Source organism: Pseudoduganella albidiflava (assembly GCF_004322755.1).
GTDB lineage: Bacteria > Pseudomonadota > Gammaproteobacteria > Burkholderiales > Burkholderiaceae_D > Rugamonas > Rugamonas albidiflava.
Window position 1 is genome coordinate 530,202 of record NZ_CP036401.1, and the last position, 25,776, is coordinate 555,977.

The window sequence follows — 25,776 nt, forward strand, 5'->3', positions numbered from 1 at the left end:
GCAGCGAGACCATGAGCCAGACCGATTTTCCGACCAACTCCTTCGATCCCGGCCCGCTGTCGTGGGTGATGGGCGAGATCCGCGAGGCGCTGGGCCGCTCGCGCACGGCGCTGTTCGAGGCCGGCGGCCTGGAGCCGGAAGACCAGGCCACCGCGCTGCGGCTGGCCAAGTCGCACCTGCACCAGGCGCACGGCGCGCTGCAGATGGTGGACGTGGAGGGCGTGGCGGCGATCACCCGGCTGGCCGAGGAAGCGCTGGACCGCTTCAAGGATGGCAGCGTGAAGTGCAGCGCCGACCATGTGCAGGCGATCGGCCGGCTGTATGGCGCGCTCGTCGAGTACCTGGAAGAATTGCTGGACGGCGGGCCGCTGCAGCCGGTGCGCCTGTTCCCGTATTACGCGGCGGTGCAGGAAATGCTGGGCGCGCCGCGCATCCACCCGGCCGACCTGTTCTTCCCCGACCTGGCGCGCGAACCCGCGCTGCCGGCGGCGGATGGCGGAGATGACGCGGGCGGGCCGGTGGACTACGCCGCGTTGCGGCAACGGTTCGAGCGCGCCCTGCTGCCGTACCTGAAGTCCGGCGATCCGGCTCAGGCGCAGCCCCTGGCCGCGGTGATCGCCGAGGTAGCCGCGGCGCAGGCCGGCCGCGGCCGCGTGTTCTGGCTGGCGTTGCAGGCGTTCGCGGAACTGGTGGTGGCCGGCCACGTGCCCGGCGGCGTGTACGGCGTCTACATCAAGCAGCTGTTCGGCGCGGCCAACCTGCAGATGCGCCGGCTGGCGCAAGGGGCGCCGGAAACTCCCGACACGGTATTGCGCGATGCGCTGTTCTTCCTCGCCGCGGCGGAACCGGAGCACCTGGCGCCGCTGGGGCGCGCACTGCGCACCGGCTTCGCGCTCGACGGCATGGTGCCGCCCGATTACGCGACCGAGCGTTACTGCCGGATCGATCCGGAAGCGCTGGCCCGCGCGCGCGAAGGACTGGAAGGCGCCCGCGCCGCCTGGCAGCGGCTGGAAGCGGGCGACACTGCCGCCCAGTCCGAATTCAGCCAGGCGGCGGCGCTGGTGGCGGCCGCCGCCGACAAGCTGGGCGTGACGCCGCTGGCCAACCTGATGCGGCAACTGGCCGCAGTGGCCGATGTCGGGCGCAACGAAGCGCTGGGCCTGGAAATGGCCACGGCGCTGCTGTTCGCCAGCCACGGCCTGGACCAGGTCCGCCACCTGCCGGACGATTTCGCGGCCAGCGCGGCCACCATCGGCACGCGCCTGGCGGCGCTGGCGGCGGGGCAGCAACCGCCGGAGCCGGCGCAGTGGCAGCAGGGCCTGGCGCAGCGCCTGCGGCAGGATGACACGGTGGTGGCGCTGGCGCAGCAGATGAAGGTGGCGCTGCGCGACGTGGAGCGCGGGCTGGACGAATTTGCCGCCGATCCGGCGGCGCGGCCGCAACTGGCCGCGCTGGACGGCGTGCTGCACCAGCTGGAGGGCGCGCTGGCCATCACCGACCAGCCGGACGCGCAGGCCGCCGTGGCGCAGGTGCGCGGGCAGGTCGCCGGACTTGCCGCCGGCCCGGGCCCCGGCGAGGCGGCGCAGCTTGATCGCATCGCACACAACGTGGGCGCGCTCGGCTTCTTCGTCGACATGCTGGCGCAGAATGCCGCCGGGGCACGCGAGCGTTTTTCCTTCGATGCCGCACAGGGCACGTTCCGCGCGGTGCCGCTGCGCAAGATCGCCGGACCCGAATCGATCCCCGTGCTCGACGAGGAAGTGCCGGCACCGGCCGAGCCCGCGCCATCCGCCACGCTTGCCGCGGTGTCCGGCGCGAGCGACGCGGCCATCGAGGAAGAACTGCTGGAGATCTTCATCGGCGAGGCGCAGGAGGTGCTGGCGCATATGGATGGCGTGCTGGCCGGGCCGGATGCCGGCACGCCGGAAAGCCTGGCATCGCTGCGCCGCTCTTTCCACACGCTCAAGGGCAGCGGCCGCATGGTGGGGCTGAACCAGTTCGCCGACGCGGCGGGCGCGTTGGAGAAGGTGCTGAACGTGTGGGTGGCCGATGGCAAGTCCGCCGATGCGGCGCTGGCCGGCCTGCTGGCATGGACGGCGGCCGAACTCAATGCCTGGGTCGCCGAGCTGGTGGCCCGGGGCATTTCTCCACGCAGCGCGGCACCGCTGGTCGCGGCGGCCGCGCAGGTGCTGGAGGGACAGCCGTTCATGTCGCCGGACCGGGCGGCCGGGCGCGGCGAACCTGCCGTCGAGCCGCCGCCGGCCGAGCCGTACGTGACCGATGAAAATGCCGCCGGCGACACGGCGGCCGATGACGATGCGGTCAGTGACCATGTGAGCCGCGACACCGTGGCCGGTGACGATGTGCGCACTGACACCGTGGCCAGCGACGATGCAGCCAGCGTCGATGCAGTCAGCGACGACGTGGCCAGTGACGACGTGGCAGGTGAAATTGCGGTTGCTGACAGTGCGGCCGAGCCGGCGACCGAAGCGGGGCCGGCGACGGCAGCCGGGGCGGCCGCGCCCGACAATGTAGCCGAGGCAACCGAGGCAACCGAGGCAGCCGTGCCGGCCGACCAGGGCATGCGCTTCGTTGGCCGCCTGGCCGTGCCGGCGGCGCTGTTCGACATCTACGTGGCCGAAGCCACCGCGCTGGCGGCGGCGCTGGCGCGCGACTTCGGCACGTGGCGCCGCCAGGGCGAGCTGGACCCGGACGCGCTGCACCTGGCCCACACGCTGGCCGGCACGTCCGGCACGGTGGGCTTCAAGGCGCTGCGCGAGCTGGCCGTAGCGCTGGAGACCACGCTGCAGGCCGCGCCCGCGGTGCTGCACGATCCGGCCCACCACGACCTGTTCGACCTGGTCATCGGCCGCGTGCGCGACATGCTGGACAGCTTTGCCGGCGGCACCATGCCGCCCGACCAGCCCGAACTGATCGCCGCGCTGGAGCGCCTGCGCGACGAGCTGGCCCGTGCCCATGCCGCCGCGCCGGACGTCGCGGCACGGCTGGACGGCATGCTGGCGGCACCGGCGCCGGTGGACGAACTGGTGGCCCGGCTCGACCTGCTGTTCAGCGACACCTACCACGCGCTGCTTGCCGATCCGCCGCCGGTGCCGGAACGCGGCGCGCCGTTGCCGCTGCGGCCGAAGCTGGCCACGCAGGATGAATCGATCGACGACCTGTTCGATGCCGCGTTCGACGACGCCTTCGCCGAGCCGCCGCTCACGCAGGCGGCGGTACCGCAGCCGGTACCGGTCGCGCCGCCGGAACCGCCCGTGGAAGCAGTAGCGGAAGCCGCGGCGCCCGAGGCGGAAGACATGGAAGCGGTGGAAGCCGTGGAGCCGGTGGAAACACTGGAAGCCGTCGAACCGGCCGAACCACTGGAAGCCGTGGAGCCGGCGGAAGCAGCCGGGCAGGCCGCGGAGCCAGTGGAACAGGATGCCGCCGAGCCGGACGTGCAGGTGCTGGCGCTGCTCGAAGCGCGGCCGGATATCCCGGCCGTGGCCGACGAACTCGATCCGGACCTACTGCCCGTGTTTCTCGAGGAAGGCGCGGACCTGCTGCCCCAGGTCGGGGCCGCGCTGCGCGCCTGGCAGCATGCGCCGGCCGATACCGCCCACCCGGCCACGCTGCAGCGCGTGCTGCACACCCTCAAGGGCAGCGCGCGGATGGCGGGCGCGATGCGCCTCGGGCAGCATGCGCACGAGATGGAAACCCATGTCGAAGGCATGAGCCATCCGGCGCCGGCGGCGTTCGACGAATTGCTGGCCCATTACGACCACGCGCTGCTGCTGTTCGAGCAGTTGCAGCATCCGCCGGAAACGGCCAGCGTGGCGGCGGCGGACGTGCCGGCTGCGACGCCGGCCGAGACTTCCGCAAGCGCGGCCCAGGCGCCGCTGGTGCGCGTGCGCGCCGATATCCTCGACCGCCTGGTCAACCAGGCCGGCGAGGTGGCGATCACCCGCTCGCGCCTTGAAAACGAAATGGGTGCGCTGCGCACCGCGCTGGGCGACTTCGAGGACAACCTGGGCAAGCTGCGTCAGCAACTGCGCGAAGTGGAGATGCAGGCCGAATCGCACATCGCGTCGCGCCTGTCGGTGTCGAGCGAACGCGAATTCGACCCGCTCGAATTCGACCGTTATACGCGCCTGCAGGAGTTGACGCGGATGATGGCCGAGAGCGTCGACGACGTGGCCTCGTTCCATGCCGGGCTGCTGCAGTCGGTGAACGGCGCCAGCGACGACCTGGCGCAGCAGGCGCGCATGACGCGCGAACTGCAGCGCGACCTGCTGCGCGTGCGGATGGTACCGTTCGCCAGTATCGCCGAGCGGCTGTACCGGGTGGCGCGGCAGGGCGCCAAGGAACTGGACAAGCGCGTCAACCTCGATATCCGCGGCGGTGCCGTGGAGATGGACCGCAGCGTGCTGGAACGGATGGCCGGGCCGTTCGAACACCTGCTGCGCAACGCGATCGTGCACGGTATCGAAACGCGCGAAGCGCGCGGCGCCGCCGGCAAGGCGGAAACGGGCGAGGTGGTGGTGCAGGCCAGCCAGCAGGGCAACGAGATCGTGCTGGAGTTTTCCGACGATGGCGCCGGCCTCGACCTCGAACGCATCCGCACCCGGGCGCGCGAGCGCGGCTTGCTGGGCGAGGGGGAGACTTCCGACGCCGCGGTGGCCAGCCTGATTTTCGAGCCGGGCTTTTCCACCGCGGACGCGCTGACCGAACTGGCCGGCCGCGGCGTGGGCATGGACGTGGTGCGTTCCGAAGCACAGGCCCTGGGCGGCCGCATCGACACCCACACCGAGCCAGGCAGGGGCACCCGTTTCACGATCCACCTGCCGCTGACCCTGGCCGTGACGCACATCGTACTGGTCGCGGCCGGCGGCCGCACGTATGCCGTGCCGGCGGCGCTGGTGGAGCAGGTGCTGCAGGTGAAGGCCGCGGCACTGGACGAAGCCGCCGGCCGCGTCGACGTGGCCGGCCAGCCGCTGGCGCTGCACTACCTGCCGGCGCTGCTGGGCGATGCGCGCGCACAGCCGCTGGCCCAGCGCACGGTGCCCGTACTGGCGCTGCATGCCGGCACCGACCGCCTGGCCCTGCGGGTCGACGAAGTGCTCGGCAACCGCGAGGTCGTGGTCAAGAACACCGGGCCGCAACTGGCGCACGTTCCCGGCATTGCCGGCGCCACCGTGCTGGGCTCGGGCGAGATCGTGCTGATCCTCAATCCCGTCGTGCTGGCCCAGCACCTGGCCCAGCACCCCGGCTTGCAGGCGCCGATCCCGGCCGTGCACGCGGCGGCCGGCACCATCATGGTGGTCGACGATTCGCTGACCGTGCGCAAGGTCACCCAACGGCTGCTGGAGCGCGAAGGCTATACCGTGCTGCTGGCCAAGGATGGCGTCGACGCGCTCGAGCAGATCGCCGCGCACCGGCCGGACCTGATGCTGGTCGACATCGAAATGCCGCGCATGGATGGCTTCGACCTGACGCGCCAGGTGCGCGCCGATCCCGCCACGCATGAGATCCCGATCATCATGATCACCTCGCGCAGCGCCGACAAGCACCGTAACCTGGCCCTGCAGCTGGGCGTCAACGCGTATTTCGGCAAGCCGTACCAGCAGACCGTGCTGCTGGGCGCGATCGCCGGCCTGCTGCCGGCGCGGGGGGAATCGGGCGAGCGGTGAGGGACCAGGTGGCAGGGACTGCGTGAAATTTTGCGTGTGACGTGCTACGCTATTCGGAGCGTTTGCATCCATGCCAGGGGGGAGCGGCGCCGCACAGCTGATCCGGACGCTCCAACGGACCGGATCGCGTGTTTCGACGACGTATCGAGGGTATTCAAGGGACCTGGTGATATTGCCGAGCAGCCGCAAGCGAAAGGAAGCCATCCGGTCATGGATGACGCATATAAAAACTGCCGCCGCAAGAATTATGTCCATGCCGCCTATGTCGAAGCCGCCATCCACATCAACAAGGTGCTCGGCTCCGATCGCGCGTACTGGATACTGATCCGCGAAAACGTGCCGGGATCCGTCATCGACAGGATCTTGAAGGGCAAGGAAGGGCGGTTGCGCCGGAAGGATCGCCGGTACGCGACCCGCCGCGCCTCCATCCATGGCGCCGAGCAGGACCCGTTGGCGGCGGACCAGCGCGGGGACCTGCTCACCTCACAGCGGATCGAGGTCGCACTGGTGTTCAAGACCATGCTCGGGACGGACGCCGCCGCTGAGTACCTGCGCAATGCCGGCATACCGATCTGGATCACGGCCCGCGTGCTGGGCTCCGCGAAAAGAAGGCCTTCGCCAGCCCTCGTGGTCGAGTGATTGAAAGAAGGAGTGATCGCGTGATCGTCCCGTCGGCTCGGCGGTGCTGTTGCGCGCCGGCGCGGTCGTCAGAATATCTGGTCCGAACCGTGGCTGTCCCGCCAGTGCATGATCCGGCGTTCCGAAGGGCTGCCTTTCAAGACCCGTTCGATGACGTCACGCGGGACATCGCCCGAGGATAACAGCGCCTCCGCATAGGAGAGGTGAAAGACTTCCCTCAGGATGATCGCAGCGTCGACCAGCGCTGCAAGTCCAGCATCACGGCGTAGCATGGGGTGCTCCGGTCATGTGTGCTTCGGTCATGGTGTGCTCCGGTGAAACCGCGCATCAAGACCGACGGTCATCCTCTTACAACGGCGGCAGCCGCTCGCTGGTTGACGTGTTTCCATATATATCCATGGGCCCGGCGGGCGCTGCCGATGAGCGGCTCTCGTGCCGGCGGGTCAGCCGCGCGCCTTCACCACCTCGTAGCGTTCCAAGGTGCGCTGCCGCGCCTCGGCGTGGTCGACGATCGGTGCCGGATAGCCATCCACGCCGCCATGCAGCCACGGCGCATGGATCGCCTTGGCGGACAGCCTGGCGAGCCGCGGCACGAACTGGCGGATGAAGTCGCCTTCCTGGTCGAAGCGCTCCGACTGCGTGACGGGATTGAAGATGCGGAAGAACGGCTGGGCATCGCAGCCGCTCGAGGCTGCCCACTGCCAGCCGCCATTGTTGGAAGCCAGTTCGTAGTCGTTCAGTTTCAGCGCGAAATAGGCTTCGCCGCGCCGCCAGTCGATGCCCAGGTCCTTGCACAGGAAGCTGGCCGTCACCATCCGCAGCCGGTTGTGCATGAAGCCGGTGGTGTTGAGCTGTGCCATCGCCGCGTCGACCAGCGGGTAGCCGGTGCGGCCTTCGCACCAGGCGGCGAACAGTTCCTCGGCTGCCGGGCCGGTTTCCCAGTCGACCTTGTCGTACACCGGCTTGAACGAGGCGTGCACCACATGCGGGTGGTGGTACAGGATCATCTGGTAGAAGTCGCGCCACACCAGTTCGGACAGCCACGTGGCGCCGCCTTCGCCGGCCTGTCCGCGCGCCGACAGCTGCAGCACCGTGCGCACCAGGTGGCGGATCGACACCGTGCCGAAGCGCAGGTGCAGCGACAGGCGCGACGTGCCATCGCGCGCCGGATAGTCGCGCCCGGTGCCGTAGTCCCCGAGGCTCGGCAGGAAGGCGTCGAACAGCGCGGCACCGCCCCTCATGCCGGGGGTGATGCCGGCCGCGGCCAGGTCGGCGCCATCGAAGCCGATCTCTTGCAGCGATGGCAACTGCGAGCGGCCGGGCGCCAGCGCCGCCGCGTGGGGATCGACCGGCCAGGGGGCCAGCGCGTCGGGTTGCGCTTCCAGGCGTTTTTTCCAGGCGTTCTTGTAGGGCGTAAACACGCCGAGCGGCTTGCCGGCCTGCGACAGCACTTCGCTCCTGGCGAAGATCACGTGATCCTTGAATAGTTTCAAGGCGCATCCAGCCACCGCCAGCGTTTCGGCCACGGCTTCGTCGCGGGCGATGGCGGCCGGATCGTAATCCTCGTTGGCGTACACGGTGGCCACGCCGAGCTCGGCGGCCAGTGCCGGGATCTCGGCGCGCGCATCGCCATGGCGCACGAGCAGGTGCCCGCCAAGCGCTTCCAGCTCGGCCGCGAGTTCGCCCAGCGACGCATGGATGAACGCCACGCGGCGGTCATCGCGTGGCAAGCCCTCCAGGATCGGGCTGTCGAAAATGAAGGCACAGTAGACGGGTGTACCCGCCAGCAGGGCGTGGTGCAGGGCGGCGTGATCGAAGCTGCGCAGGTCGCGGCGGAACCACACAAGGGCGCCGGGCGCGGTGGAATTGCTTTGGGGCATGTTTTGGCTCAAGAGTGCGTTGCAAATTATTGCTTACCATCAGTTTACAGAGCGCCACCCTGGTTTGGATGGCCGATCCGGCAATTCATAGTAAACTGTCGATGTGGCGGCGAGTTTCCGCTCGTCATTAAAGAATTCAGCAACATTACCGAAACCACGGTCCAGCAAAGAGAGCAGCTTATGAAGAAGAGCAAAGTGAGCAAACCGCTACCTGTGCCCGGGCTGTTACAGGAAAGCGGGTCCCCGCTGCACGAGATGGAAACGAAGGACACTTCCGCGACGCCCGCGCTGAACCTGGCGAACCATTTTCTGATCGCGATGCCGTCGATGCAGGATCCCGTGTTCGGCGGCACCGTCGTGTACGTCTGCGAGCACAACGAGAACGGCGTGCTCGGCGTGGTCATCAACAAGCCGACCGACATGACGATGGACGTGCTGTTCGAGCGCATCGACCTGGAAGTGACGGGCGGTGGCGGCAACATGACGAGCAAGCCGATCATGTTCGGCGGCCCCGTTCAGGACGATCGCGGTTTCGTGCTGCATACCCCCGGGGCGCGCTATTCGTCGTCGCTGACGGTCACGGACGAGGTGGCGTTCACCACGTCGATCGACGTGCTGGAAGCCGTCGCCAAGGGGGCCGGCCCGCAACGCATGCTGGTGTCGATCGGCTACTCGGGCTGGAGCCCGGGCCAGCTGGAAGACGAGATCAGCCGCAACGGCTGGCTGACCGTGAACGCCGATCCCGCCGTGCTGTTCGAAGTGCCGATCGAGGAACGCTACGTGGCCGCCATGAAACTGCTGGGCATCGATCCGTTGATGCTCACGTCCGAAGCGGGTCATGCATAAGGTGGAAGATGCACCCGTAACAGTGCCGCAAACCGTGTTTGGCTTCGACTTCGGCATCAAGCGTATCGGCGTGGCGATGGGCAATACCATGATCGGCCAGGCCAGCCCGCTGGCCGTCATCAAGTCCATCGACAATCAATCCCGCTTCGCGGAAATCAAGGCCCTGATCGACAAGTGGGGCCCGACCCGGTTCATCGTCGGGCTGCCGCTGCATCCGGACGGCGCCGAGCACGAGATGACGGCGCGCTGCCGCCGCTTCGCCAACCAGTTGCATGGCCGCTTCGACATTCCCGTCGAGCTCGTTGACGAACGCTACTCTTCCGCGGTGCTGTCGCAGAAGCGCGGCGAGGTCATCGACGACCGCGCCGCCGCCGTCATCCTGCAACAGTATTTCGACCAACTTCCCTATTAATATGTCCATTACTGACCCCACCGCCCTGGATGCCGAGGCGCTGTATGCCGCGCTGCTGGACCAGGTGAAGACCGGCCTCGCCGGTGCGCACGAGCCGGCCATCGTCGGCATCCATTCCGGCGGCGCCTGGATCGCCGAGCGCCTCGCCCGCGATCTCGGCATGAGCGAACGCTGCGGCGTGCTCGACGTTTCCTTCTACCGCGACGATTACGCGAAGAAGGGCCTGCCGGCCGAAGTGAAGCCGACCAGCATCGGTTTCGAGGTGGCCGGCGCCACCATCCTGCTGGTCGACGACGTGCTGTACACGGGCCGCACCACGCGCGCCGCCATCAACGAACTGTTCGACTATGGCCGCCCGGCGCGCATCCTGCTGGCGGCGCTGGTGGACCGGGGCGGGCGCCAGTTGCCGGTGGCCGCCGATTTCGTGGCGGCGCATACCCGCGTCGAACCGGGCCAGGCGCTGCGCCTGAAGCAGGCGGACGACGGGCGCTTCCATCTGACCATCGAACAAGACAATGCGTGACAACAAAAAATGCTCAATCCGCAACTGAACAAACACGGTGAACTGCAGCACCTGCTGTCCACCGAAGGCCTGCCGAAGGCCATCATCAACCAGATCCTCGATACCGCCAGTTCCTTCGTCAGCGTGTCCGACCGCGAAGTGAAGAAGGTGCCGCTGTTGCGCGGCAAGAGCGTGTTCAACCTGTTCTTCGAGAATTCCACGCGCACCCGCACCACGTTCGAGATCGCCTCGAAACGCCTGTCGGCGGACGTGATCAACCTGAACATCTCGGCATCGTCGGCCAGCAAGGGCGAATCGCTGCTCGATACCATCGACAACCTGGCCGCGATGCATGCCGACATGTTCGTGGTGCGCCATTCGCAGTCCGGCGCGCCGTACCTGATCGCCAAGCACCTGCAGGACACGAAGCAGAACCACGTGCACGTGGTGAACGCGGGCGATGGCCGCCACGCGCATCCCACGCAGGGCCTGCTGGACATGTACACCATCCGGCACTACAAGAAGGACTTCACCAACCTGCGCGTGGCGATCGTCGGCGATATCCTGCACAGCCGCGTGGCCCGTTCGGACATCCACGCGCTGACCACGCTGGGCGTGCCGGAGATCCGCGCGATCGGCCCGCACACGCTGCTGCCGGGCGGCCTGGAACAGCTGGGCGTGCGCACCTTCACCAACATGGACGAAGGCCTGAAGGATGTCGACGTGATCATCATGCTGCGCCTGCAGAATGAACGGATGAGTGGTGCGCTGCTGCCGTCGGCGCAGGAATACTTCAAGAGCTACGGCCTGACGCCGGAGCGCCTGGCCCTGGCCGCGCCCGAAGCGATCGTGATGCACCCGGGCCCGATGAACCGCGGCGTGGAAATCGACTCGGCGGTGGCGGATGGCCCGCAGGCGGTGATCCTGCCGCAGGTCACGTTCGGGATCGCGGTGCGGATGGCCGTGATGAGCATTGTCGCAGGGACTCAAGGATAAGCATCAGGATGAGCAATCTTCATATCAAGAACGGCCGCGTGATCGACCCGGCCAACGGCGTCGACGCGGTGCAGGACCTGTACATCGTCGATGGCAAGGTAGCCGCGCTGGGTGCGGCGCCGGCAGGCTTCACGGCGGCGCGCACGCTCGATGCGAGCGGCCTGGTGGTGGCGCCCGGCCTGGTCGACCTGGCGGCGCGCCTGCGCGAACCGGGCTATGAATACAAGGCCACGCTGGAATCGGAAATGCAGGCGGCCCTGCAGGGCGGGGTAACGAGCCTGGTGTGCCCGCCCGATACCGACCCCGTGCTCGATGAGCCGGGCCTGGTGGAAATGCTGAAGCACCGCGCGCGCGGCCGCAACGGCGCCCACGTGCATCCGCTCGGCGCGCTGACGATGGGCCTGAAAGGCGAGGCGCTGACGGAAATGGCCGAACTGACCGAAGCGGGCTGCATCGGCTTCGCGCAGGCCGAGATGCCGGTCACGGATACCAATGTACTGCTGCGCGCGCTGCAATACGCGAAGACGTTCGGCTATACGGTATGGCTGCGCCCGCAGGATGCCTACATCGGCAAGGGTGGCGTGGCGCACAGCGGGCCGCTGGCTTCGCGCATGGGCCTGTCCGGCGTGCCGGTGATGGCGGAAACCATCGCGCTGCACACGATCTTCGAACTGGTGCGCTCCACCGGCGCCAGGGTGCACCTGTGCCGCCTGTCGTCCGCCGCCGGCCTCGAACTGGTGCGCGCGGCCAAGGCCGAAGGCTTGCCGGTCACCTGCGACGTGGGCGCGCACCACGTGCACCTGACCGATGCCGACATCAACTTCTTCGACCCGAACGCCCGCCTGACGCCGCCGCTGCGCTCGCAGCGCGACCGCGACGCGATCCGCGCGGCGCTGGCCGATGGCACCATCGACGCGATCTGCTCGGACCACACGCCGGTCGACGACGATGAAAAGTTGCTGCCGTTCGCCGAGGCGTCGCCGGGCGCCACCGGCCTGGAACTGCTGCTGTCGCTGGCCCTGAAGTGGAGCGAAACGCTGGGCGGCAACAACCACCTGTTCAAGGCCTTGCAGCGGGTCACGTCCGACCCGGCGCGCGTGGCGGGGCTGGATGCGGGCCACCTGCGCGTGGGCGCCGCGGCCGACGTGGTGCTGTTCGATCCGGCCGAACGCTGGCTGGTCGAAGGCGCCGCGCTGGCCAGCCAGGGCAAGCACACGCCGTTCCTCGGCTATGAAATGCCGGGCCAGGTGAAGGCCACGATCGTGGCCGGCCAGGTCGCCTACGAACGGAAAGCCGCCTGAGTCGATGATCCTTGCCCTGCGCATCGCGCGGCTCGTGTTCCATCTGCTGTCGGGGATGGCGATCTGCGCGCTGTTCTTCCCGTGGATCGACCGCGAGGCGCGCGAGATCCACATCCGCCGCTGGTCGCGCCACCTGCTGGGCATCTGCAACGTGCATGTGCAGATCACGGCGGGCAGCGCGCCACCGCGTGCCCAGGCACTGGTGGTGGCCAACCACGTGTCGTGGCTGGACATCTTCGTGCTCAACGCCCTGTATCCCTGCCGCTTCGTGGCAAAGGCCGAGATCCGCGCCTGGCCGCTGGCCGGCTGGCTGGTCGAGCAGGCCGGCACCGTGTTCATCGCGCGCGGCAACCGGCGCGACCTGCGCCGCGCCTTCGAAGGGCTGGTCAATGCGCTAAAACGGGGCGAGCGGGTGGCCTTCTTCCCGGAAGGGACCACGGCGCCGCAAGGCACGCTGCTGCCGTTCCATGCCAACCTGTTCGAGGCGGCGGTCGATGCCGGGGCACGCGTGCAGCCCTACGCGATCCGCTATATCGACAACGAGCGCCAGCCGCATCCCTCGGTGGAATTCATCGGCGACATGACCTTCGTGCAGAGCGTGCTGGCGATCCTGTCCGGCAAGGCCATCCACGCCCGCGTCACGATCCTGCGTTCGATGAAGAGCGAGGGCGTGGGCCGGCGCGACCTGGCCGAGCGTTCCTACCAGGCGATCCGCGAGGCGCTGAAGATTCCCGCCCCGCCAGGCGAGGAACCCGCGCCCGATGCCGGCGAAGACTCCGGCGAGGATGCAAAAAAACCGCTGACGGGTTCCGATTGGCAGACCTGATAACCGTGACAGGCTCCGGTTATCAGGCGTGCGGCTGCCCCTGCCTGGCTACCGGTCTTGAGCCTTGGCCTTGGCACGCTGGAATTCGGGACACGGCACCTGCAGCAGTTCCCGGTCGTCGAGGCACACGGCCGACAGCTGGCCGCCCCACACGCAGCCGCTGTCGAGCGCGATGTAGTCCGGCGTGATGCGCAGGCCCAGCGCCGACCAGTGGCCGAATACCACGGTCACGTCCCGCGTGCGCCGGCCCGGCACCTCGAACCACGGCATCAGTCCGGTGGCGGGATCGACGGTGGCGCTTTCCTTCAGCTTGAAATCCATCTCGCCTTCGGCGCTGCAGAAGCGCATGCGCGTCAGCGCGTTGACGATGCAGCGCAGCCGCGCCGTGCCGCGCAGGTCGTCGTCCCAGCGGTCCGGCTGGTTGCCGTACATGTCGGCCAGGAAGCCGGTCCACTCCGCGCTGCGCAGCGCCGCCGCCACTTCGCCGGCCAGCGCGATCGTTTGCGCCGCGCTCCATTGCGGCAGCACGCCGCCGTGTACCAGCAGGTGATGCTTCGTGAACAGCGCCAGCGGGCGTTCGCGCAGCCAGTGCAGCAGCGCTTCGCGGTCCGGCGCGGCGAGGATGGTATCGAGCGTGTCGGAGCCGGATTCCGGCCGGATGCCGTTGGCGACGGCCAGCAGGTGCAGGTCATGGTTGCCCAGCACGGCATCGATGCGCCCGCCGCTGCCCTGCGCCAGCGCCTGCACGTAGCGCAGGGTCGACAGCGAATCGGGGCCGCGGTTGATCAGGTCACCACAGAACAGGATCGCCGGCGGATCATTGCCGCGCTCGCGCTCCAGGATACGCTCGACCAGCGCAACAGTTTCGGCGTGACACCCTTGCAGGTCGCCGATCGCATAAGTCCTCATACTGCCTTGCACTCCATTGCCGGACCGCTGTAATGGGGCTGCTGTGATGGAGCAGCTGTCATGGAGCAGCTGTCATGGGGTAGCTGTAATTCTTAGGCAGCGGAGCCCTTTGCCATTACAATCGGCCTTATCAAAAAATAATCTTCTCGACAGGGATACTAAATGATTTTCGTCACAGGCGGGGCCGGGTTCATCGGCTCGAACTTCGTGCTGGACTGGCTTGCGCAATCGGACGAGCCGGTGCTCAACTTTGACAAGCTGACGTATGCCGGCAACCTGAGCAACCTGGCATCCCTGAAAGATGATGCGCGCCACGTGTTCGTGCGCGGCGACATCTGCGACGGCGAGCAGGTGCTGGCGCTGCTGCGCGACCACCAGCCGCGCGCCATCGTGCACTTCGCGGCCGAGAGCCACGTCGACCGGTCGATCCATGGACCGGCGGAATTCATCCAGACCAACATCAACGGCACGTTCGCGCTGCTGGAAGCGGCCCGCGCCTACTGGAGCGGCCTGCCCGAAGCGGAGAAGACCGCCTTCCGCTTCCTGCACGTTTCCACCGACGAGGTGTACGGCACGCTGGGCCCGCAGGATCCGCCGTTTTCCGAAACCACCGCCTATGCGCCGAACAGCCCGTACTCGGCGTCGAAGGCGGCGTCCGACCACCTGGTGCGTTCGTACCACCACACCTACGGCTTCCCGACGCTGACGACGAACTGCTCGAACAACTACGGCCCTTACCACTTCCCCGAGAAGCTGATCCCCCTGATGATCGCCAACGCGCAGGCCGGCAAGCCGCTGCCCGTGTATGGCGATGGCCAGCAGGTCCGCGACTGGCTGTACGTGTCCGACCATTGCGCGGCGATCCGCCGCGTGCTGGCCGACGGCAAACTGGGCGAAGTGTACAACGTGGGCGGCTGGAACGAGATGGCGAACCTGGATGTGGTGCACACGCTGTGCGACATCCTCGACAGCCTGAAGCCGAAGGCCGACGGCACCAGCTACCGCGCGCAGATCGCCTACGTGGCGGACCGCCCGGGCCACGACCGCCGCTACGCGATCGATGCCCGCAAGCTGGAACGGGAGCTGGGCTGGAAGCCCGCCGAGACGTTCGCGACCGGGATCCGCAAGACCGTCCAGTGGTACCTGGACCACCCGGACTGGGTGGCGGACGTGCAGTCCGGCGCCTATGCCAAGTGGCTCGAGACCAATTACTTCAACCGCGAAACGCAGGGGAGCAGCGCACCATGAGCGTCGACACCAGCAGGCAGGCCGATACGCCCAGGGAGACGGATTCCAGGCAGATCGATCCGATCAGGCAGCGCAAGGGCATCATCCTGGCCGGCGGTTCCGGCACCCGGCTGTACCCGGTGACCACCAGCGTGTCGAAGCAGCTGCTGCCGATCTACGACAAGCCGATGATCTACCACCCACTGACCACGCTGATGCTGGCCGGGATGCGCGAGATCCTGATCATTTCGACGCCGCAGGATACGCCGCGCTTTCGCGACCTGCTGGGCGATGGCAGCCAGTGGGGCCTGCAGCTGTCCTACGCGGTGCAGCCGTCGCCGGACGGCCTGGCGCAGGCCTTCATCATCGGCCGCGAGTTCGTCGGCGATGCACCCTCGGCGCTGATCCTGGGCGATAACATCTACTACGGCAACGATCTCGACGCGCTGCTGCGCAGCGCCGCCAGCCAGCCGGACGGGGCGACCGTGTTCGCCTACCACGTGCATGATCCGGAACGCTACGGTGTCGTCGAGTTCGACGCCAACCGGCAGGCCGTCAGCATCGAGGAAAAGCCGGCGGTGCCGAAGTCGAACTACGCGGTGACCGGGCTGTATTTCTACGACAACCGGGTGTGCGACATCGCCGCCGCGATCGAGCCATCGGCCCGCGGCGAGCTGGAGATCACCGACGTGAACAAGGCGTACCTGGACCAGGGCCACCTGCGCGTGGAACTGATGGGCCGCGGCATGGCGTGGCTCGACACGGGCACGCACGACTCGCTGCTCGACGCTTCCCAGTTCATCGCCACGATCGAGAAGCGGCAGGGCCTGAAGGTGGCCTGTCCGGAAGAAATCGCCTACCGCAAGGGCTATATCGATGCCGGCCAACTGCGCCGCCTCGCCGAGCCGCTGAAGAAAAACGGCTACGGCCAATATCTGCTGCAGATCCTGCAGGACAAGGTGATCCCGCGATGAAAGTGATACCTACTCCGATCGAAGGCCTGCTGGTCATCGAGCCTGCCGTGTTCGGTGACGAGCGGGGCTTTTTCTACGAGAGTTTCAATGCCCAGCGCTTCGCCGAGCTGACCGGCGTGCAGTTGCCTTTCGTGCAGGATAACCATTCGCGCTCGGCGCGCGGCGTGCTGCGCGGCCTGCACTACCAGATCCAGCAGGCGCAGGGCAAGCTGGTGCGCGTGACGGCCGGCAGCGTGTTCGACGTGGCGGTCGACCTGCGCAAGAGTTCGCCCACGTTCGGCCGCTGGCATGGTCTGGAATTGTCGGCCGAGAACAAGCGCCAGTTCTGGATTCCGCCGGGCTTCGCGCATGGCTTCGCCGTCACCAGCGAGTTCGCCGAGTTCCTCTACAAGACCACCGATTACTATGCGCCGGCGCACGAGCGCTCGCTGCTGTGGAACGATCCGGCCATCGGCATCGAGTGGCCGGTCGATGGCATGCCGCTGCTGTCGGCGAAGGACCAGAAAGGCTTGCCGCTGGCCGAAGCGGATGTATTCGAATGAAGTCAGCGCATGAAAAACCTCGCATGAAAATCCGCCCATGAAAATACTTCTCACCGGGAGTACCGGCCAGGTCGGCTACGAGCTCGAACGCAGCCTGCAGGGGCTGGGCGAAGTGGTCGCGGTCGACCGCACCCGCATGGACCTGGCCGACCTGGACCAGGTACGCGACGTGATCCGCGCCGTGCGGCCGCAACTGATCGTCAACCCGGCCGCTTACACGGCGGTGGACAAGGCTGAAAGCGACACGGAACTGGCCTACCGCATCAATGCCGAGGCGCCGGCTGTGATGGCGGCCGAAGCGAAGGCCTTGGGCGCGGCGCTCGTGCATTACTCGACCGACTACGTATTTTCCGGCCACGAAGCGCAGCCACGGCGCGAAGACGATCCGGTCGGCCCGCTGAACGTATATGGCGCCAGCAAGCTGGAAGGTGAACGGGCCATCGCCGCGTCGGGCGTGCCGCACCTGATCTTCCGCACCAGCTGGGTGTACGGCATGCGCGGCAAGAACTTCCTGCTGACGGTGCTGCGCCTGGCGAAGGAGCGCGAGGAATTGCGCATCGTCGACGACCAGCATGGCGCGCCTACGTGGAGCCGCACCATCGCCGATACCACGGCGCTGATCCTGGCCCAGGCGCGCGCCGGCGGCCAGCCATGGTGGGACGCGAACGGCGGGATGTACCACCTCGCCAGCCAGGGCCGCACCACCTGGTGCGGGTTTACGCAAGCCATTCTGGAAGAAGCCGGCATCGCGTGCCGGCTGGTGCCGATTACCACCGACCAGTACCCGCTGCCGGCTCCCCGGCCGCAGTTTTCCGCGCTCGACACCAGCCGCCTGCAAGAACGCTTCGTGCTATTGCCCGAGTGGCGCGAAGCGCTGCGCCTGTGCCTGGGCTGAACCTGTCGCCACCGCCGCGCTGCGCTGCCTTGCCAAGATGTTTCCAATGGTAATTGATTTGGGGCAATGCATTGCGCGGCGGTAAAATCCGCGCCTTTCTCGCCGCCCTGGCAAATGCCGCAGCCTGGACCTGATTTTCGAGTTTCCGTTTATTAATCCGGTACAATCGCTGGTTGGCATGCAGATAACGCCCGTTGCTGCAGTGCGGCATTGCCGGAACACGACCGATTTACGATACATGTTTTCTTTCCTTGTAAGCTTTGTCGCTTCAGCCCTGCTGACCTTATTGGTCATCAAGGAGGCGCGGCTGCACGGTCCTGCGCTGGATGCCGATTTCCATGGCGTGCAAAAGGTACACTCGCACAATGTGGCGCGGATCGGCGGGCTGTCGATCTTCCTGGCCGTCGCGCTGTCGGCCTGCATTTCCGTCTGGCGCGTGCCGGCATTGACGACCTGGATGCTGTCGCTGATGGCGTGCAGTGCCTGCGCATTTGTCGGCGGCATCGTCGAGGATTACACGGGGCGTGTTTCGGCCGCGCGCCGATTGCTGCTGACCATGGTGGCCGCATTGCTCGGCTATTATCTGCTCGATGCCCGCATCGACCGTATCGACTGGATCGATACAGTGTGGCCGCTGCCCTATATCTGGCTGACCCTGCCGCTGACGGTGTTATCGGTGGCCGGCATCGCGAATGCCGTGAATATCATCGACGGTTTTAATGGCCTGGCCAGCGTCGTCACGATATGCATGCTGCTGTCGCTCGGCTATGTGGCGCTGCAGGTCAACGATATGTTCGTGCTGGTGGCGGCGCTGATGGTGGCCGGCGCCACCGCCGGCTTCCTGATCTGGAACTATCCGGTCGGCCTGATATTCCTCGGCGATGGCGGCGCCTATTTTATCGGTTTCATGCTGGGCGAACTGGCATTGCTGCTGGTGATGCGCAATCCACAAGTGTCGACCTGGTACGCCGCGCTGCTGCTGATCTATCCGGCGTTTGAAACATTATTTTCCGTGTATCGCCGCATGTTCATCCGCGGCAAATCACCGGCCATGCCGGACGGTATTCACCTGCACAGCCTGATATTCCGCCGCGTGGTGCAATGGGCCGTGGGCCACAAGGATGCGCGGGCGCTGATGCGCCGCAATTCGCTGACATCGCCTTACCTGTGGATGTTTTCGCTGATGGCGGTAATACCCGCCACCGTATTCTGGCGCTATACCGGTGTGCTGATGCTATTCTGCCTGCTGTTCATTATCAGTTATGTCTGGTTATATGTCCGGATCGTCCGATTTAAAGCGCCGCGTTGGATGATTCGCCACAAAAAGAACCAGTAAATACAAACTTGGTGTATATTTCGCACAGAAACACGTTTCCCGATCATTTTTCACAAAGGAATAGACGATGGATCTGTCGAATTTGTCAGCCTCCGATTTGCGCAATCTGCAGGAACAGGTCAAGCGCGAGTTGAAAAAACGCGAATCGCACGACCTGCAAAAGGCCAAGGATGAGATTTTTGCGATTGCCCAGCGCGTCGGCTTGCCGCTGAAGGATCTGATCGCTGCCAATCCCCGTGGTAAAGGCGGTACCGTTGCCGCGCGTTTCCGCAACCCGGGCGACGCGGGCCAGCAATGGACCGGCCGCGGCCGCCAGCCGAAATGGGTAAAGGACTGGCTGGATTCGGGTAAATCCATCGATGATCTCCGAATCTGATTAGACCTCGATAAGCCTATCCCGCAACGCTTGTTGAAGGGACCTCGATAAACCTATTGCGCAACGCCAGCCGCTGGTCTGCGGTACTCGCTGTACTGAAGTACAGCTCCGTTCCTCAACCAGGTCTGACGTCGCTCATTACGGTTTCTCGAGGCCCCGAGGCACCACATCAGAGTCAAAAGCAAGGTAATGGCTGAACTGACCGACCTTGCCGCGCATAGGACTCAGGTTGTGCATGGCAGCAAGCCGGGCTTGCCTGACGCTGCCAACGCACTTACTATACCGGTTGTTTTCATTTCATAAAGCCGGCTGCCCGCTCAGCCCGGGCTCCGACATTCATGGTCTCCCTCTCGAAATCCATCTTCAAAGCCTACGATATCCGCGGCATCATCGATAACACCCTCGATGCGGGCATCGCCCGCCAGATCGGCCATGCCTTCGGCGCGGCCGCGCTGGCGAAGGGGGAGCGCGCGGTCGTGATCGGCCGCGACGGGCGCCTGTCCGGCCCGGCGCTGGCTGGCGCGCTGGCCGAGGGCTTGCAGGCGGCGGGCGTGGATGTCATCGACCTGGGTGTCGTTGCCACGCCGATGGTGTACTTCGGTACCAACGTGCTGGACACGAAGTCCGGCATCATGGTCACCGGCAGCCACAATCCGCCCGACTACAACGGCTTCAAGATGGTGCTGGCCGGCGAGGCGATCTACGGCGACGCGATCACCGGCCTGCACGAGCGCATCGCTTCCGGCGAACTGCGGCCGGCCGCGCAGCCGGGCAGCTACCGCACGCACGACATCCGCGCCGCCTACCTGGAACGCATCATCGGCGACGTGAAAGTGGCCCGGCCGATCAAGATCGCCGTCGATTGCGGCAACGGCGTGGCCGGCGCCTTCGCGGGCGACCTGTACCGCGGCATGGGCTGCGAAGTGATCGAGCTGTTCTGCGAGGTGGACGGCAATTTCCCGAACCACCACCCGGACCCGGCGCATCCGGAAAACCTGCAGGACCTGATCCGCTGCCTGCGCGAGACCGATGCCGAGATCGGCCTGGCCTTCGACGGCGACGGCGACCGGCTGGGGCTCGTCACCAAGGATGGCCAGATCATTTATCCGGACCGGCAGATGATGCTGTTCGCGGCCGATGTGCTGTCGCGCGTGCCGGGCGAGCAAATCCTGTATGACGTGAAGTGCACGCGCCACCTGGCGCCGTATATCGAGAAGGCCGGCGGCAAGCCGCTGATGTACAAGACCGGCCACTCGCTGGTCAAGGCCAAGCTGAAGGAAACCGGCGCCCCGCTGGGCGGCGAGATGAGCGGCCACATCTTCTTCAAGGAACGCTGGTACGGGTTCGACGACGGCCTGTATGCCGGCGCGCGCATGCTGGAAATCCTGACGAAGGAAGCCGATCCTTCCGCGCTGCTGAACGCGCTGCCGCAATCGGACAGCACGCCGGAACTGCACCTGCACCTGAAGGAAGGCGAGAACTTCGCGCTGATGGACAAGCTGCGGGCGGACGCGAAATTCCCCGGCAACGAACGCATCATCGACATCGACGGCTTGCGCGTCGAGTATGCCGATGGCTTCGGCCTGGCGCGTTCCTCGAACACCACGCCGGTCATCGTGCTGCGCTTCGAAGCGGAGACCCCGCAAGCGCTGGCGCGCATCCAGGGCCAGTTCCGCGACGTGATCCTGACCGCCAAGCCGGACGCGCAGTTACCGTTCTGAGCCGCCTCTCCCATCGATGAACATCCTGCTGGTGCGCGTCTCCTCGCTGGGGGACGTGCTGCACAACATGCCCATCGTGGCGGACATCCGCCGCCACTTCCCGGACGCTAACATCGACTGGGTGGTGGAAGAGGGCTATGTGAGCCTGGTCCGGCTGAACAGCGAAGTCCGCCACGTCATTCCGTTCGCGCTGCGCCGCTGGCGCAAGAACCTGCGCGACAAGGCGGTGCGCGGCGAGATCGGAGCATTCTTTCGCCGCGTGCGGGAAGTCGAATACGACTACGTGTTCGACACGCAGGGCCTGCTGAAGACCGGCGTGATCATGGGCGCCGCCCGGGTCCGGAAGGGCGGCCAGAAGGTGGGCCTGGCCAACGGCAGCGAGGGCTCCGGCTACGAAGGCATCTCCCGCATCTTCCACACGAAAAGCATCCCGCTCGATCCGCGCACGCACGCCGTGGCGCGCGGCCGCCTGGTGGCCAGCGCCGCGCTGGGCTATGCCGTCGACACGCCGGCGGACTTCGGCCTGCCCGAGGTGGCCGACGACGAGCCGCGGCCGGACTGGATGCCCGCCGGACCGTATGCCGTGTACTTCCATGGCACCGCGCGCGATGCGAAGAAGTGGGCCCCGGCCAACTGGATCGCGCTGGGCCGCGAGCTGGCGCCGATGACGATCCTGCTGCCATGGGGTTCGCCCAAGGAAAAGGCCGAGGCGGAAGCGCTGGCCGCCGCCATCCCGAATGCGCGCGTGCTGCCGAAGCTGCCGATGGCGGACGCGGTGATGCTGGCGCGCCGCGCCACGCTGGCCATCGGCGTCGATACGGGCCTGACCCACATCGCTGCCGCGTTCAGCCGGCCGGTGGTCGAGATCTACTGCGATTCGCCGCGCTGGAAAACCGAAGGCAACTGGTCGCCGAAGATCATCAATCTGGGCGACCGGGGCAATGCGCCGTCCGTGGCCGAGGTGGCGGCGGCCGCCAAGAGCCTGCTGTGAAGGGGATGGCTTGATCCGGCTGCTGTATTCCCTGGCCTGGCGGCTGGCGCTGCCGCTGGTGCTCGCGCGCCTGTGGTGGCGCGGGCGCCGCGAACCCGGCTACCGGCAATTCTGGAATGAACGCCTGGGCATCTACGGCCGGCGTGCCGCCAACGACGAGCCGCTGACGATCTGGGTGCACGCGGTATCGGTGGGCGAGACACGCGCCGCGGAACCGCTGGTGGAAGCACTGCTCAAGCGCTACCCGCGCGGCCGCATCGTTCTCACGCATATGACGCCGACCGGCCGCGCCACCGGCAAGAGCCTGTTCGGCAAGCACGGCGCGCGCGTCGTGCAATCCTACCTGCCGTATGACCTGCCGGCCCTGGTGCGGCGTTTCATCGCGCATTTCGAGCCGCGCGTCTGCATCCTGATGGAAACGGAAGTGTGGCCCAACCTGATCCATGGCTGCAACCGGCGCAATGTGCCGGTGGTGCTGGCCAATGCGCGCCTGTCCGAGCGCTCGCTGCGCAAGGCGCGCAAGCTGGGCCGGCTGATGAGCGACGCCGCGCGCGGCATCTCGCTGGTGGCCGCGCAGACGGAAGACGATGCGCAGCGGGTGCGCGCGCTGGGCGTGGCCAACGTGGCCGTCACCGGCAGCATCAAGTTCGACGTGGCGGTGCCGCCGGCCGCGCTGGCCACCGGCACGCAACTGAAACACCAGTTCGGCACCGGGCGCCCGGTGCTGCTGTGCGCCAGCACGCGCGAAGGCGAGGAAGAAGCGATCCTCGACGCCTTCCAGGCCGCCGCGCTGCCGGAAGGAACGCTGCTGCTGCTGGTGCCGCGCCATCCGCAACGCTTCGATGCCGTCGAGGCGATGGTGCGCGAGCGTTCGCTGGCCGTGCAGCGGCGTTCGGCGCTGGCGCAACCGGGCGCGCGCGTCGATGCCGCCACCCGTGTGGTGCTGGGCGATTCGATGGGGGAGATGTTCGCCTACTACGCCACGTGCGACGTTGCCTTCATCGGCGGCAGCCTGGCGCCGCTGGGCGGGCAGAACCTGATCGAGGCGGCGGCGCTGGCCAGGCCGGTGCTGATCGGCCAGCACACCTTCAATTTCGCACAGGTGACCGAGGATGCCGTGGCCGCGGGTGGCGCGCTGCGCGTGCTCGACGCCGCCGACCTGATGGCGCAGGCGGCCCGGCTGCTGCGCGACGACGCCGCGCGCCAGGCCATGGGCCAGGCCGGCCTGGCGTTCGCCAACCGGCACCGGGGCGCCACGGCCCGTACCATCGACCTGCTGCCGCCGCTGGCTGACTAGGCGAAGCCGGTCGTTACGGGAACAGCACCGGCAGCTCCTGGGAGCGGCGGCGCAGCAACTGCTTGGCTTCCTCGTATTGCGGATAGACGCGGCCCACGTGTGCCCAGAAACGCGGGCTGTGGTTCATCTCATGGATATGCGCCAGCTCGTGCGCCACCACGTAGTCGATCAGCGGCAGCGAAAAGAACATCAGCTTCCAGTTCAGCCGGATCACGCGGCCCACCGTGCAGGAGCCCCAGCGGGCATCGGCCGACGAGACCGACATCGAGGCGTATTGCACGCCCACGCGCGGCGCATACAGGTCCAGGCGCTGGGCGAACAGGCCTTCGGCCTGCTGCTTGTACCAGTTCTTCACGCGCTCCCTGACCAGCAGCTCGGTGGCGCCCTGTACCAGGCCCAGCGACAGTTCCCGGGTGTCCGGATCGAACTCGGTACGGTTGCGCATGGCGTGCTGCAGGCGCAGCGTGATCTCGCCGCCAAGGTAGGGCAGCCTGGCACCGTCTTTCCATTCCACCGGCGGCTTTTCCAGCCGCGCGGCGCGGCGCTGGCGCCGGTCGTCGAGTTTCGACAGGATCCAGTTCTGCTTGGCGCGGATGGCATTCTCGATGTCGGCCAGCGTGCAGCGCTTCGGCGCCGTCACGCGCAGGCCGTCGTCATCGACCATGAAGCCGATCGAGCGGCGCGTGGAACGCCGCAGCATGTATTCGAGGATGAAGCTGCCCACCAGCACCTGGCGGCGTTCCATGCCATCGGCCGGCGGGAGCACGGGCGACTGATCCGGCCGGCGCAGCGGCACCGGTGGGCGCAGCAGGTTGACGGTGGCCGGAGCCGGGATGGGGAAGGGCAGGACAGGCAAGGGAGGGAACGGCGCCGGCGCGTCGGCGAGAACATCAGCTGGCACCCGAGCTGGCGCTTGTGATGGCACCTGGGCCGGTGCCGCTGCGGCGGCGGAAAATAGATCGAGCTGGAGGTCGGCCTGGGCGGGATCGGCAATGGCGGCGCCCGCGCCGCCATTGCCGCCGCTGTTGTCTGCGCTGTTGTCTGCGCTGCTGTCAGATTTCTCGCTGGCCTGGGTACGGCTTTCTAGCCAGCGCTGTAGGCGTGGGGCGAAATGACGCGCATTTCTGATTCTATCCACTGTTCCACCTGTTCCATCATGCCGTCGGGAGTTTGCCCTTCCGACGAAATCGGCTTGCCGACCGAGACCGTGATCTTGCCGGGATACTTGATAAACGAATTCTTTGGCCAGCACTCGCCGGAGTTCACCGCGATCGGTATCACCGGTACGCCGGTCTCGATCGCGAGGCGCGTGCCGCCGCTTTTGTACTTGCCCGCCTGGCCCACCGGGATGCGCGTGCCTTCCGGGAACATGATAATCCATTGGCCGTCTTTCAGGCGACGCTTTCCATGTGCAACCACCATCCGGAACGCATTCTTGCCCTGCTTGCGGTCGATCGGGATCATGCGCAGCAGCGCGATGCCCCAGCCGAAGAACGGGATGTACAGGATCTCCTTCTTGAACACGAAGACCAGCGGGCGTGGCAGGTTCGCCAGCAGGAAGATGGTCTCCCAGGCCGACTGGTGTTTCGACAGCACGATGGCCGGGCTGTCCGGGAAATTCTCGTGGCCCTTGAACTCGTAATGGATGCCGCAAACGACTTTCGCCAGCCACACGACGAACACGTTCCAGCGCGACGTGACGTAGTAGCGCTTGTTGTAAGGCAGCGGCGCCGCCAGCATGCAGACGAACGACCAGATCACGGTGGCGATGGCCATCACCACGGCGAAAACGAGGGAACGCAGGAACAGGACGGCTTTACGCAACGCGGTACTCCAATAGTTTCAGGAAGGATCCAGCCTTTATGGCGTGGGGGTCTTCAGGATGTGCTGCACGGTGGCCGCCAGGTCCGGGAACGTCAGCGTGCCGGGCGGCAGGCCGCCGGTCGCCTCGGTTTTTTCCCCTTTGCCGGTGCGCACCAGGAACGGCACGCAGCCGCTGATGAAGCCGGACTGCAGGTCGCGCAGCGAATCGCCCACCGTGGGCACGCCCTTCAGGCTGACCTGGTAGCGCTTCGAGATCTCGGCGAACATGCCCGGCTTCGGCTTGCGGCAATCGCAATTGTCCGCGGCCGCGTGGGGGCAGAAAAATACGGCATCGATATCGGCACCCACCTGCAGCGCCAGCCGGTGCATCTTCGCGTGGATTGCATTGAGCGTGGTGATGTCGAACAGCTGCCGCGCGATGCCGGACTGGTTCGACGCGATCACCACGCGGTAATTCGCCTGGTTCAGGCGGGCGATCGCTTCCAGGGAGCCGGGAATGGGGATCCACTCGTCCGGGGACTTGATGAAGTCCGGCGAATCGTGGTTGATCACGCCATCCCGGTCCAGGATGATCAGTTTCGGCTGCGGCATCCGT

Annotated in this window: 23 protein-coding genes; 17 read left to right on the forward strand and 6 right to left on the reverse strand. The window is 66.7% G+C overall.

Going from position 1 to position 25,776, the window contains the following annotated elements; translation table 11 throughout:
* Window positions 1-11: 11 nt before the first annotated feature.
* A complete protein-coding gene (locus EYF70_RS02285) occupies window positions 12-5,687 on the forward strand; it encodes a hybrid sensor histidine kinase/response regulator (protein ID WP_229420669.1) in 5,676 nt (1,891 codons plus the stop codon).
* Window positions 5,688-5,897: 210 nt separating this feature from the next.
* Window positions 5,898-6,326, forward strand: coding sequence for a hypothetical protein (locus EYF70_RS02290; protein ID WP_131143949.1), 429 nt, complete (start codon window positions 5,898-5,900; stop codon window positions 6,324-6,326).
* A gap of 68 nt (window positions 6,327-6,394) precedes the next feature.
* Here EYF70_RS02290 and EYF70_RS02295 read toward each other — a convergent pair whose 3' ends face one another.
* Both EYF70_RS02295 and EYF70_RS02300 read right to left on the reverse strand, forming a co-directional pair.
* A complete protein-coding gene (locus EYF70_RS02295) occupies window positions 6,395-6,598 on the reverse strand; it encodes a hypothetical protein (protein WP_131143950.1) in 204 nt (67 codons plus the stop codon).
* Between the two features lie 171 nt (window positions 6,599-6,769).
* Window positions 6,770-8,206 (reverse strand): cryptochrome/photolyase family protein, encoded by a 1,437-nt coding sequence (locus EYF70_RS02300; RefSeq protein WP_131143951.1) that lies wholly within the window; start codon window positions 8,204-8,206, stop codon window positions 6,770-6,772.
* Between the two features lie 180 nt (window positions 8,207-8,386).
* On the opposite strand from EYF70_RS02300, the gene EYF70_RS02305 reads away from it, so the two are divergent.
* From EYF70_RS02305 to EYF70_RS02330, 6 genes are read left to right on the forward strand one after another with little or no spacing between them, the layout of a single operon-like run.
* Window positions 8,387-9,052: a YqgE/AlgH family protein gene (locus tag EYF70_RS02305; protein ID WP_131143952.1), complete on the forward strand. Its 666-nt coding sequence runs from the start codon at window positions 8,387-8,389 to the stop codon at window positions 9,050-9,052.
* Window positions 9,045-9,464, forward strand: coding sequence for a Holliday junction resolvase RuvX (gene ruvX, locus EYF70_RS02310; RefSeq protein ID WP_131143953.1), 420 nt, complete (start codon window positions 9,045-9,047; stop codon window positions 9,462-9,464). The genes EYF70_RS02305 and ruvX overlap by 8 nt, the downstream gene beginning before the upstream one ends.
* A 1-nt stretch (window position 9,465) precedes the next feature.
* Window positions 9,466-9,987, forward strand: a complete 522-nt coding sequence (pyrR, locus tag EYF70_RS02315) for a bifunctional pyr operon transcriptional regulator/uracil phosphoribosyltransferase PyrR (RefSeq protein ID WP_131143954.1) — start codon at window positions 9,466-9,468, stop codon at window positions 9,985-9,987.
* 9 nt (window positions 9,988-9,996) lie between these two features.
* Window positions 9,997-10,962, forward strand: a complete 966-nt coding sequence (locus tag EYF70_RS02320) for an aspartate carbamoyltransferase catalytic subunit (protein ID WP_131143955.1) — start codon at window positions 9,997-9,999, stop codon at window positions 10,960-10,962.
* 8 nt (window positions 10,963-10,970) lie between these two features.
* Window positions 10,971-12,263 carry a dihydroorotase gene (locus EYF70_RS02325; RefSeq protein ID WP_131143956.1) on the forward strand — a complete coding sequence of 431 codons (1,293 nt, stop codon included), beginning with the start codon at window positions 10,971-10,973 and terminating at the stop codon, window positions 12,261-12,263.
* 4 nt (window positions 12,264-12,267) lie between these two features.
* Window positions 12,268-13,089 carry a lysophospholipid acyltransferase family protein gene (locus EYF70_RS02330; protein WP_131143957.1) on the forward strand — a complete coding sequence of 274 codons (822 nt, stop codon included), beginning with the start codon at window positions 12,268-12,270 and terminating at the stop codon, window positions 13,087-13,089.
* Between the two features lie 48 nt (window positions 13,090-13,137).
* On the opposite strand, the gene EYF70_RS02335 is transcribed toward EYF70_RS02330, so the two are convergent.
* Complete coding sequence (locus tag EYF70_RS02335; protein WP_131143958.1) at window positions 13,138-13,998, reverse strand: symmetrical bis(5'-nucleosyl)-tetraphosphatase; 861 nt, start codon at window positions 13,996-13,998, stop codon at window positions 13,138-13,140.
* Window positions 13,999-14,160: 162 nt separating this feature from the next.
* On the opposite strand from EYF70_RS02335, the gene rfbB reads away from it, so the two are divergent.
* From rfbB to waaA, 9 genes are all read left to right on the forward strand, one after another.
* Window positions 14,161-15,246 (forward strand): dTDP-glucose 4,6-dehydratase, encoded by a 1,086-nt coding sequence (rfbB, locus tag EYF70_RS02340; RefSeq protein WP_131143959.1) that lies wholly within the window; start codon window positions 14,161-14,163, stop codon window positions 15,244-15,246.
* A complete protein-coding gene (gene rfbA, locus EYF70_RS02345; RefSeq protein ID WP_131143960.1) occupies window positions 15,243-16,199 on the forward strand; it encodes a glucose-1-phosphate thymidylyltransferase RfbA in 957 nt (318 codons plus the stop codon). The genes rfbB and rfbA overlap by 4 nt, the downstream gene beginning before the upstream one ends.
* Window positions 16,196-16,741 carry a dTDP-4-dehydrorhamnose 3,5-epimerase gene (gene rfbC / locus EYF70_RS02350; RefSeq protein WP_131143961.1) on the forward strand — a complete coding sequence of 182 codons (546 nt, stop codon included), beginning with the start codon at window positions 16,196-16,198 and terminating at the stop codon, window positions 16,739-16,741. The genes rfbA and rfbC overlap by 4 nt, the downstream gene beginning before the upstream one ends.
* A 37-nt stretch (window positions 16,742-16,778) precedes the next feature.
* Window positions 16,779-17,636, forward strand: coding sequence for a dTDP-4-dehydrorhamnose reductase (rfbD, locus tag EYF70_RS02355; protein WP_131143962.1), 858 nt, complete (start codon window positions 16,779-16,781; stop codon window positions 17,634-17,636).
* 238 nt (window positions 17,637-17,874) lie between these two features.
* Complete coding sequence (locus EYF70_RS02360) at window positions 17,875-18,972, forward strand: glycosyltransferase family 4 protein (RefSeq protein WP_131143963.1); 1,098 nt, start codon at window positions 17,875-17,877, stop codon at window positions 18,970-18,972.
* A gap of 67 nt (window positions 18,973-19,039) precedes the next feature.
* Complete coding sequence (locus EYF70_RS02365; protein ID WP_131143964.1) at window positions 19,040-19,348, forward strand: H-NS histone family protein; 309 nt, start codon at window positions 19,040-19,042, stop codon at window positions 19,346-19,348.
* A 338-nt stretch (window positions 19,349-19,686) separates the two neighbouring features.
* Window positions 19,687-21,069 (forward strand): phosphomannomutase/phosphoglucomutase, encoded by a 1,383-nt coding sequence (locus EYF70_RS02370; protein ID WP_131143965.1) that lies wholly within the window; start codon window positions 19,687-19,689, stop codon window positions 21,067-21,069.
* Window positions 21,070-21,085: 16 nt separating this feature from the next.
* Window positions 21,086-22,060, forward strand: a complete 975-nt coding sequence (waaC, locus tag EYF70_RS02375) for a lipopolysaccharide heptosyltransferase I (RefSeq protein ID WP_131143966.1) — start codon at window positions 21,086-21,088, stop codon at window positions 22,058-22,060.
* A gap of 13 nt (window positions 22,061-22,073) precedes the next feature.
* Entirely contained in the window at window positions 22,074-23,357 is a 1,284-nt protein-coding gene (waaA, locus tag EYF70_RS02380) for a lipid IV(A) 3-deoxy-D-manno-octulosonic acid transferase (RefSeq protein WP_131148852.1), read from the forward strand.
* A 13-nt stretch (window positions 23,358-23,370) separates the two neighbouring features.
* Here the strand turns inward: waaA and EYF70_RS02385 are convergent, their stop codons facing one another.
* The 3 genes from EYF70_RS02385 to gmhB form a co-directional block, all read right to left on the reverse strand.
* Window positions 23,371-24,258, reverse strand: a complete 888-nt coding sequence (locus EYF70_RS02385; RefSeq protein ID WP_229420670.1) for a M48 family metallopeptidase — start codon at window positions 24,256-24,258, stop codon at window positions 23,371-23,373.
* Window positions 24,259-24,440: 182 nt separating this feature from the next.
* Window positions 24,441-25,181 (reverse strand): lysophospholipid acyltransferase family protein, encoded by a 741-nt coding sequence (locus EYF70_RS02390; protein WP_131143967.1) that lies wholly within the window; start codon window positions 25,179-25,181, stop codon window positions 24,441-24,443.
* A 36-nt stretch (window positions 25,182-25,217) separates the two neighbouring features.
* Entirely contained in the window at window positions 25,218-25,772 is a 555-nt protein-coding gene (gene gmhB, locus EYF70_RS02395; protein WP_131143968.1) for a D-glycero-beta-D-manno-heptose 1,7-bisphosphate 7-phosphatase, read from the reverse strand.
* Window positions 25,773-25,776: the final 4 nt, after the last annotated feature.

Coding starts and splice junctions, on each gene's coding strand:
- EYF70_RS02285 (WP_229420669.1), top strand. CDS start 12: ATGAGCCAGACCGATTTTCCGACCAACTCCTTCGATCCCGGCCCGCTG.
- EYF70_RS02290 (WP_131143949.1), top strand. CDS start 5,898: ATGGATGACGCATATAAAAACTGCCGCCGCAAGAATTATGTCCATGCC.
- EYF70_RS02295 (WP_131143950.1), bottom strand. CDS start 6,598: ATGCTACGCCGTGATGCTGGACTTGCAGCGCTGGTCGACGCTGCGATC.
- EYF70_RS02300 (WP_131143951.1), bottom strand. CDS start 8,206: ATGCCCCAAAGCAATTCCACCGCGCCCGGCGCCCTTGTGTGGTTCCGC.
- EYF70_RS02305 (WP_131143952.1), top strand. CDS start 8,387: ATGAAGAAGAGCAAAGTGAGCAAACCGCTACCTGTGCCCGGGCTGTTA.
- ruvX (WP_131143953.1), top strand. CDS start 9,045: ATGCATAAGGTGGAAGATGCACCCGTAACAGTGCCGCAAACCGTGTTT.
- pyrR (WP_131143954.1), top strand. CDS start 9,466: ATGTCCATTACTGACCCCACCGCCCTGGATGCCGAGGCGCTGTATGCC.
- EYF70_RS02320 (WP_131143955.1), top strand. CDS start 9,997: ATGCTCAATCCGCAACTGAACAAACACGGTGAACTGCAGCACCTGCTG.
- EYF70_RS02325 (WP_131143956.1), top strand. CDS start 10,971: ATGAGCAATCTTCATATCAAGAACGGCCGCGTGATCGACCCGGCCAAC.
- EYF70_RS02330 (WP_131143957.1), top strand. CDS start 12,268: ATGATCCTTGCCCTGCGCATCGCGCGGCTCGTGTTCCATCTGCTGTCG.
- EYF70_RS02335 (WP_131143958.1), bottom strand. CDS start 13,998: ATGAGGACTTATGCGATCGGCGACCTGCAAGGGTGTCACGCCGAAACT.
- rfbB (WP_131143959.1), top strand. CDS start 14,161: ATGATTTTCGTCACAGGCGGGGCCGGGTTCATCGGCTCGAACTTCGTG.
- rfbA (WP_131143960.1), top strand. CDS start 15,243: ATGAGCGTCGACACCAGCAGGCAGGCCGATACGCCCAGGGAGACGGAT.
- rfbC (WP_131143961.1), top strand. CDS start 16,196: ATGAAAGTGATACCTACTCCGATCGAAGGCCTGCTGGTCATCGAGCCT.
- rfbD (WP_131143962.1), top strand. CDS start 16,779: ATGAAAATACTTCTCACCGGGAGTACCGGCCAGGTCGGCTACGAGCTC.
- EYF70_RS02360 (WP_131143963.1), top strand. CDS start 17,875: ATGTTTTCTTTCCTTGTAAGCTTTGTCGCTTCAGCCCTGCTGACCTTA.
- EYF70_RS02365 (WP_131143964.1), top strand. CDS start 19,040: ATGGATCTGTCGAATTTGTCAGCCTCCGATTTGCGCAATCTGCAGGAA.
- EYF70_RS02370 (WP_131143965.1), top strand. CDS start 19,687: ATGGTCTCCCTCTCGAAATCCATCTTCAAAGCCTACGATATCCGCGGC.
- waaC (WP_131143966.1), top strand. CDS start 21,086: ATGAACATCCTGCTGGTGCGCGTCTCCTCGCTGGGGGACGTGCTGCAC.
- gmhB (WP_131143968.1), bottom strand. CDS start 25,772: ATGCCGCAGCCGAAACTGATCATCCTGGACCGGGATGGCGTGATCAAC.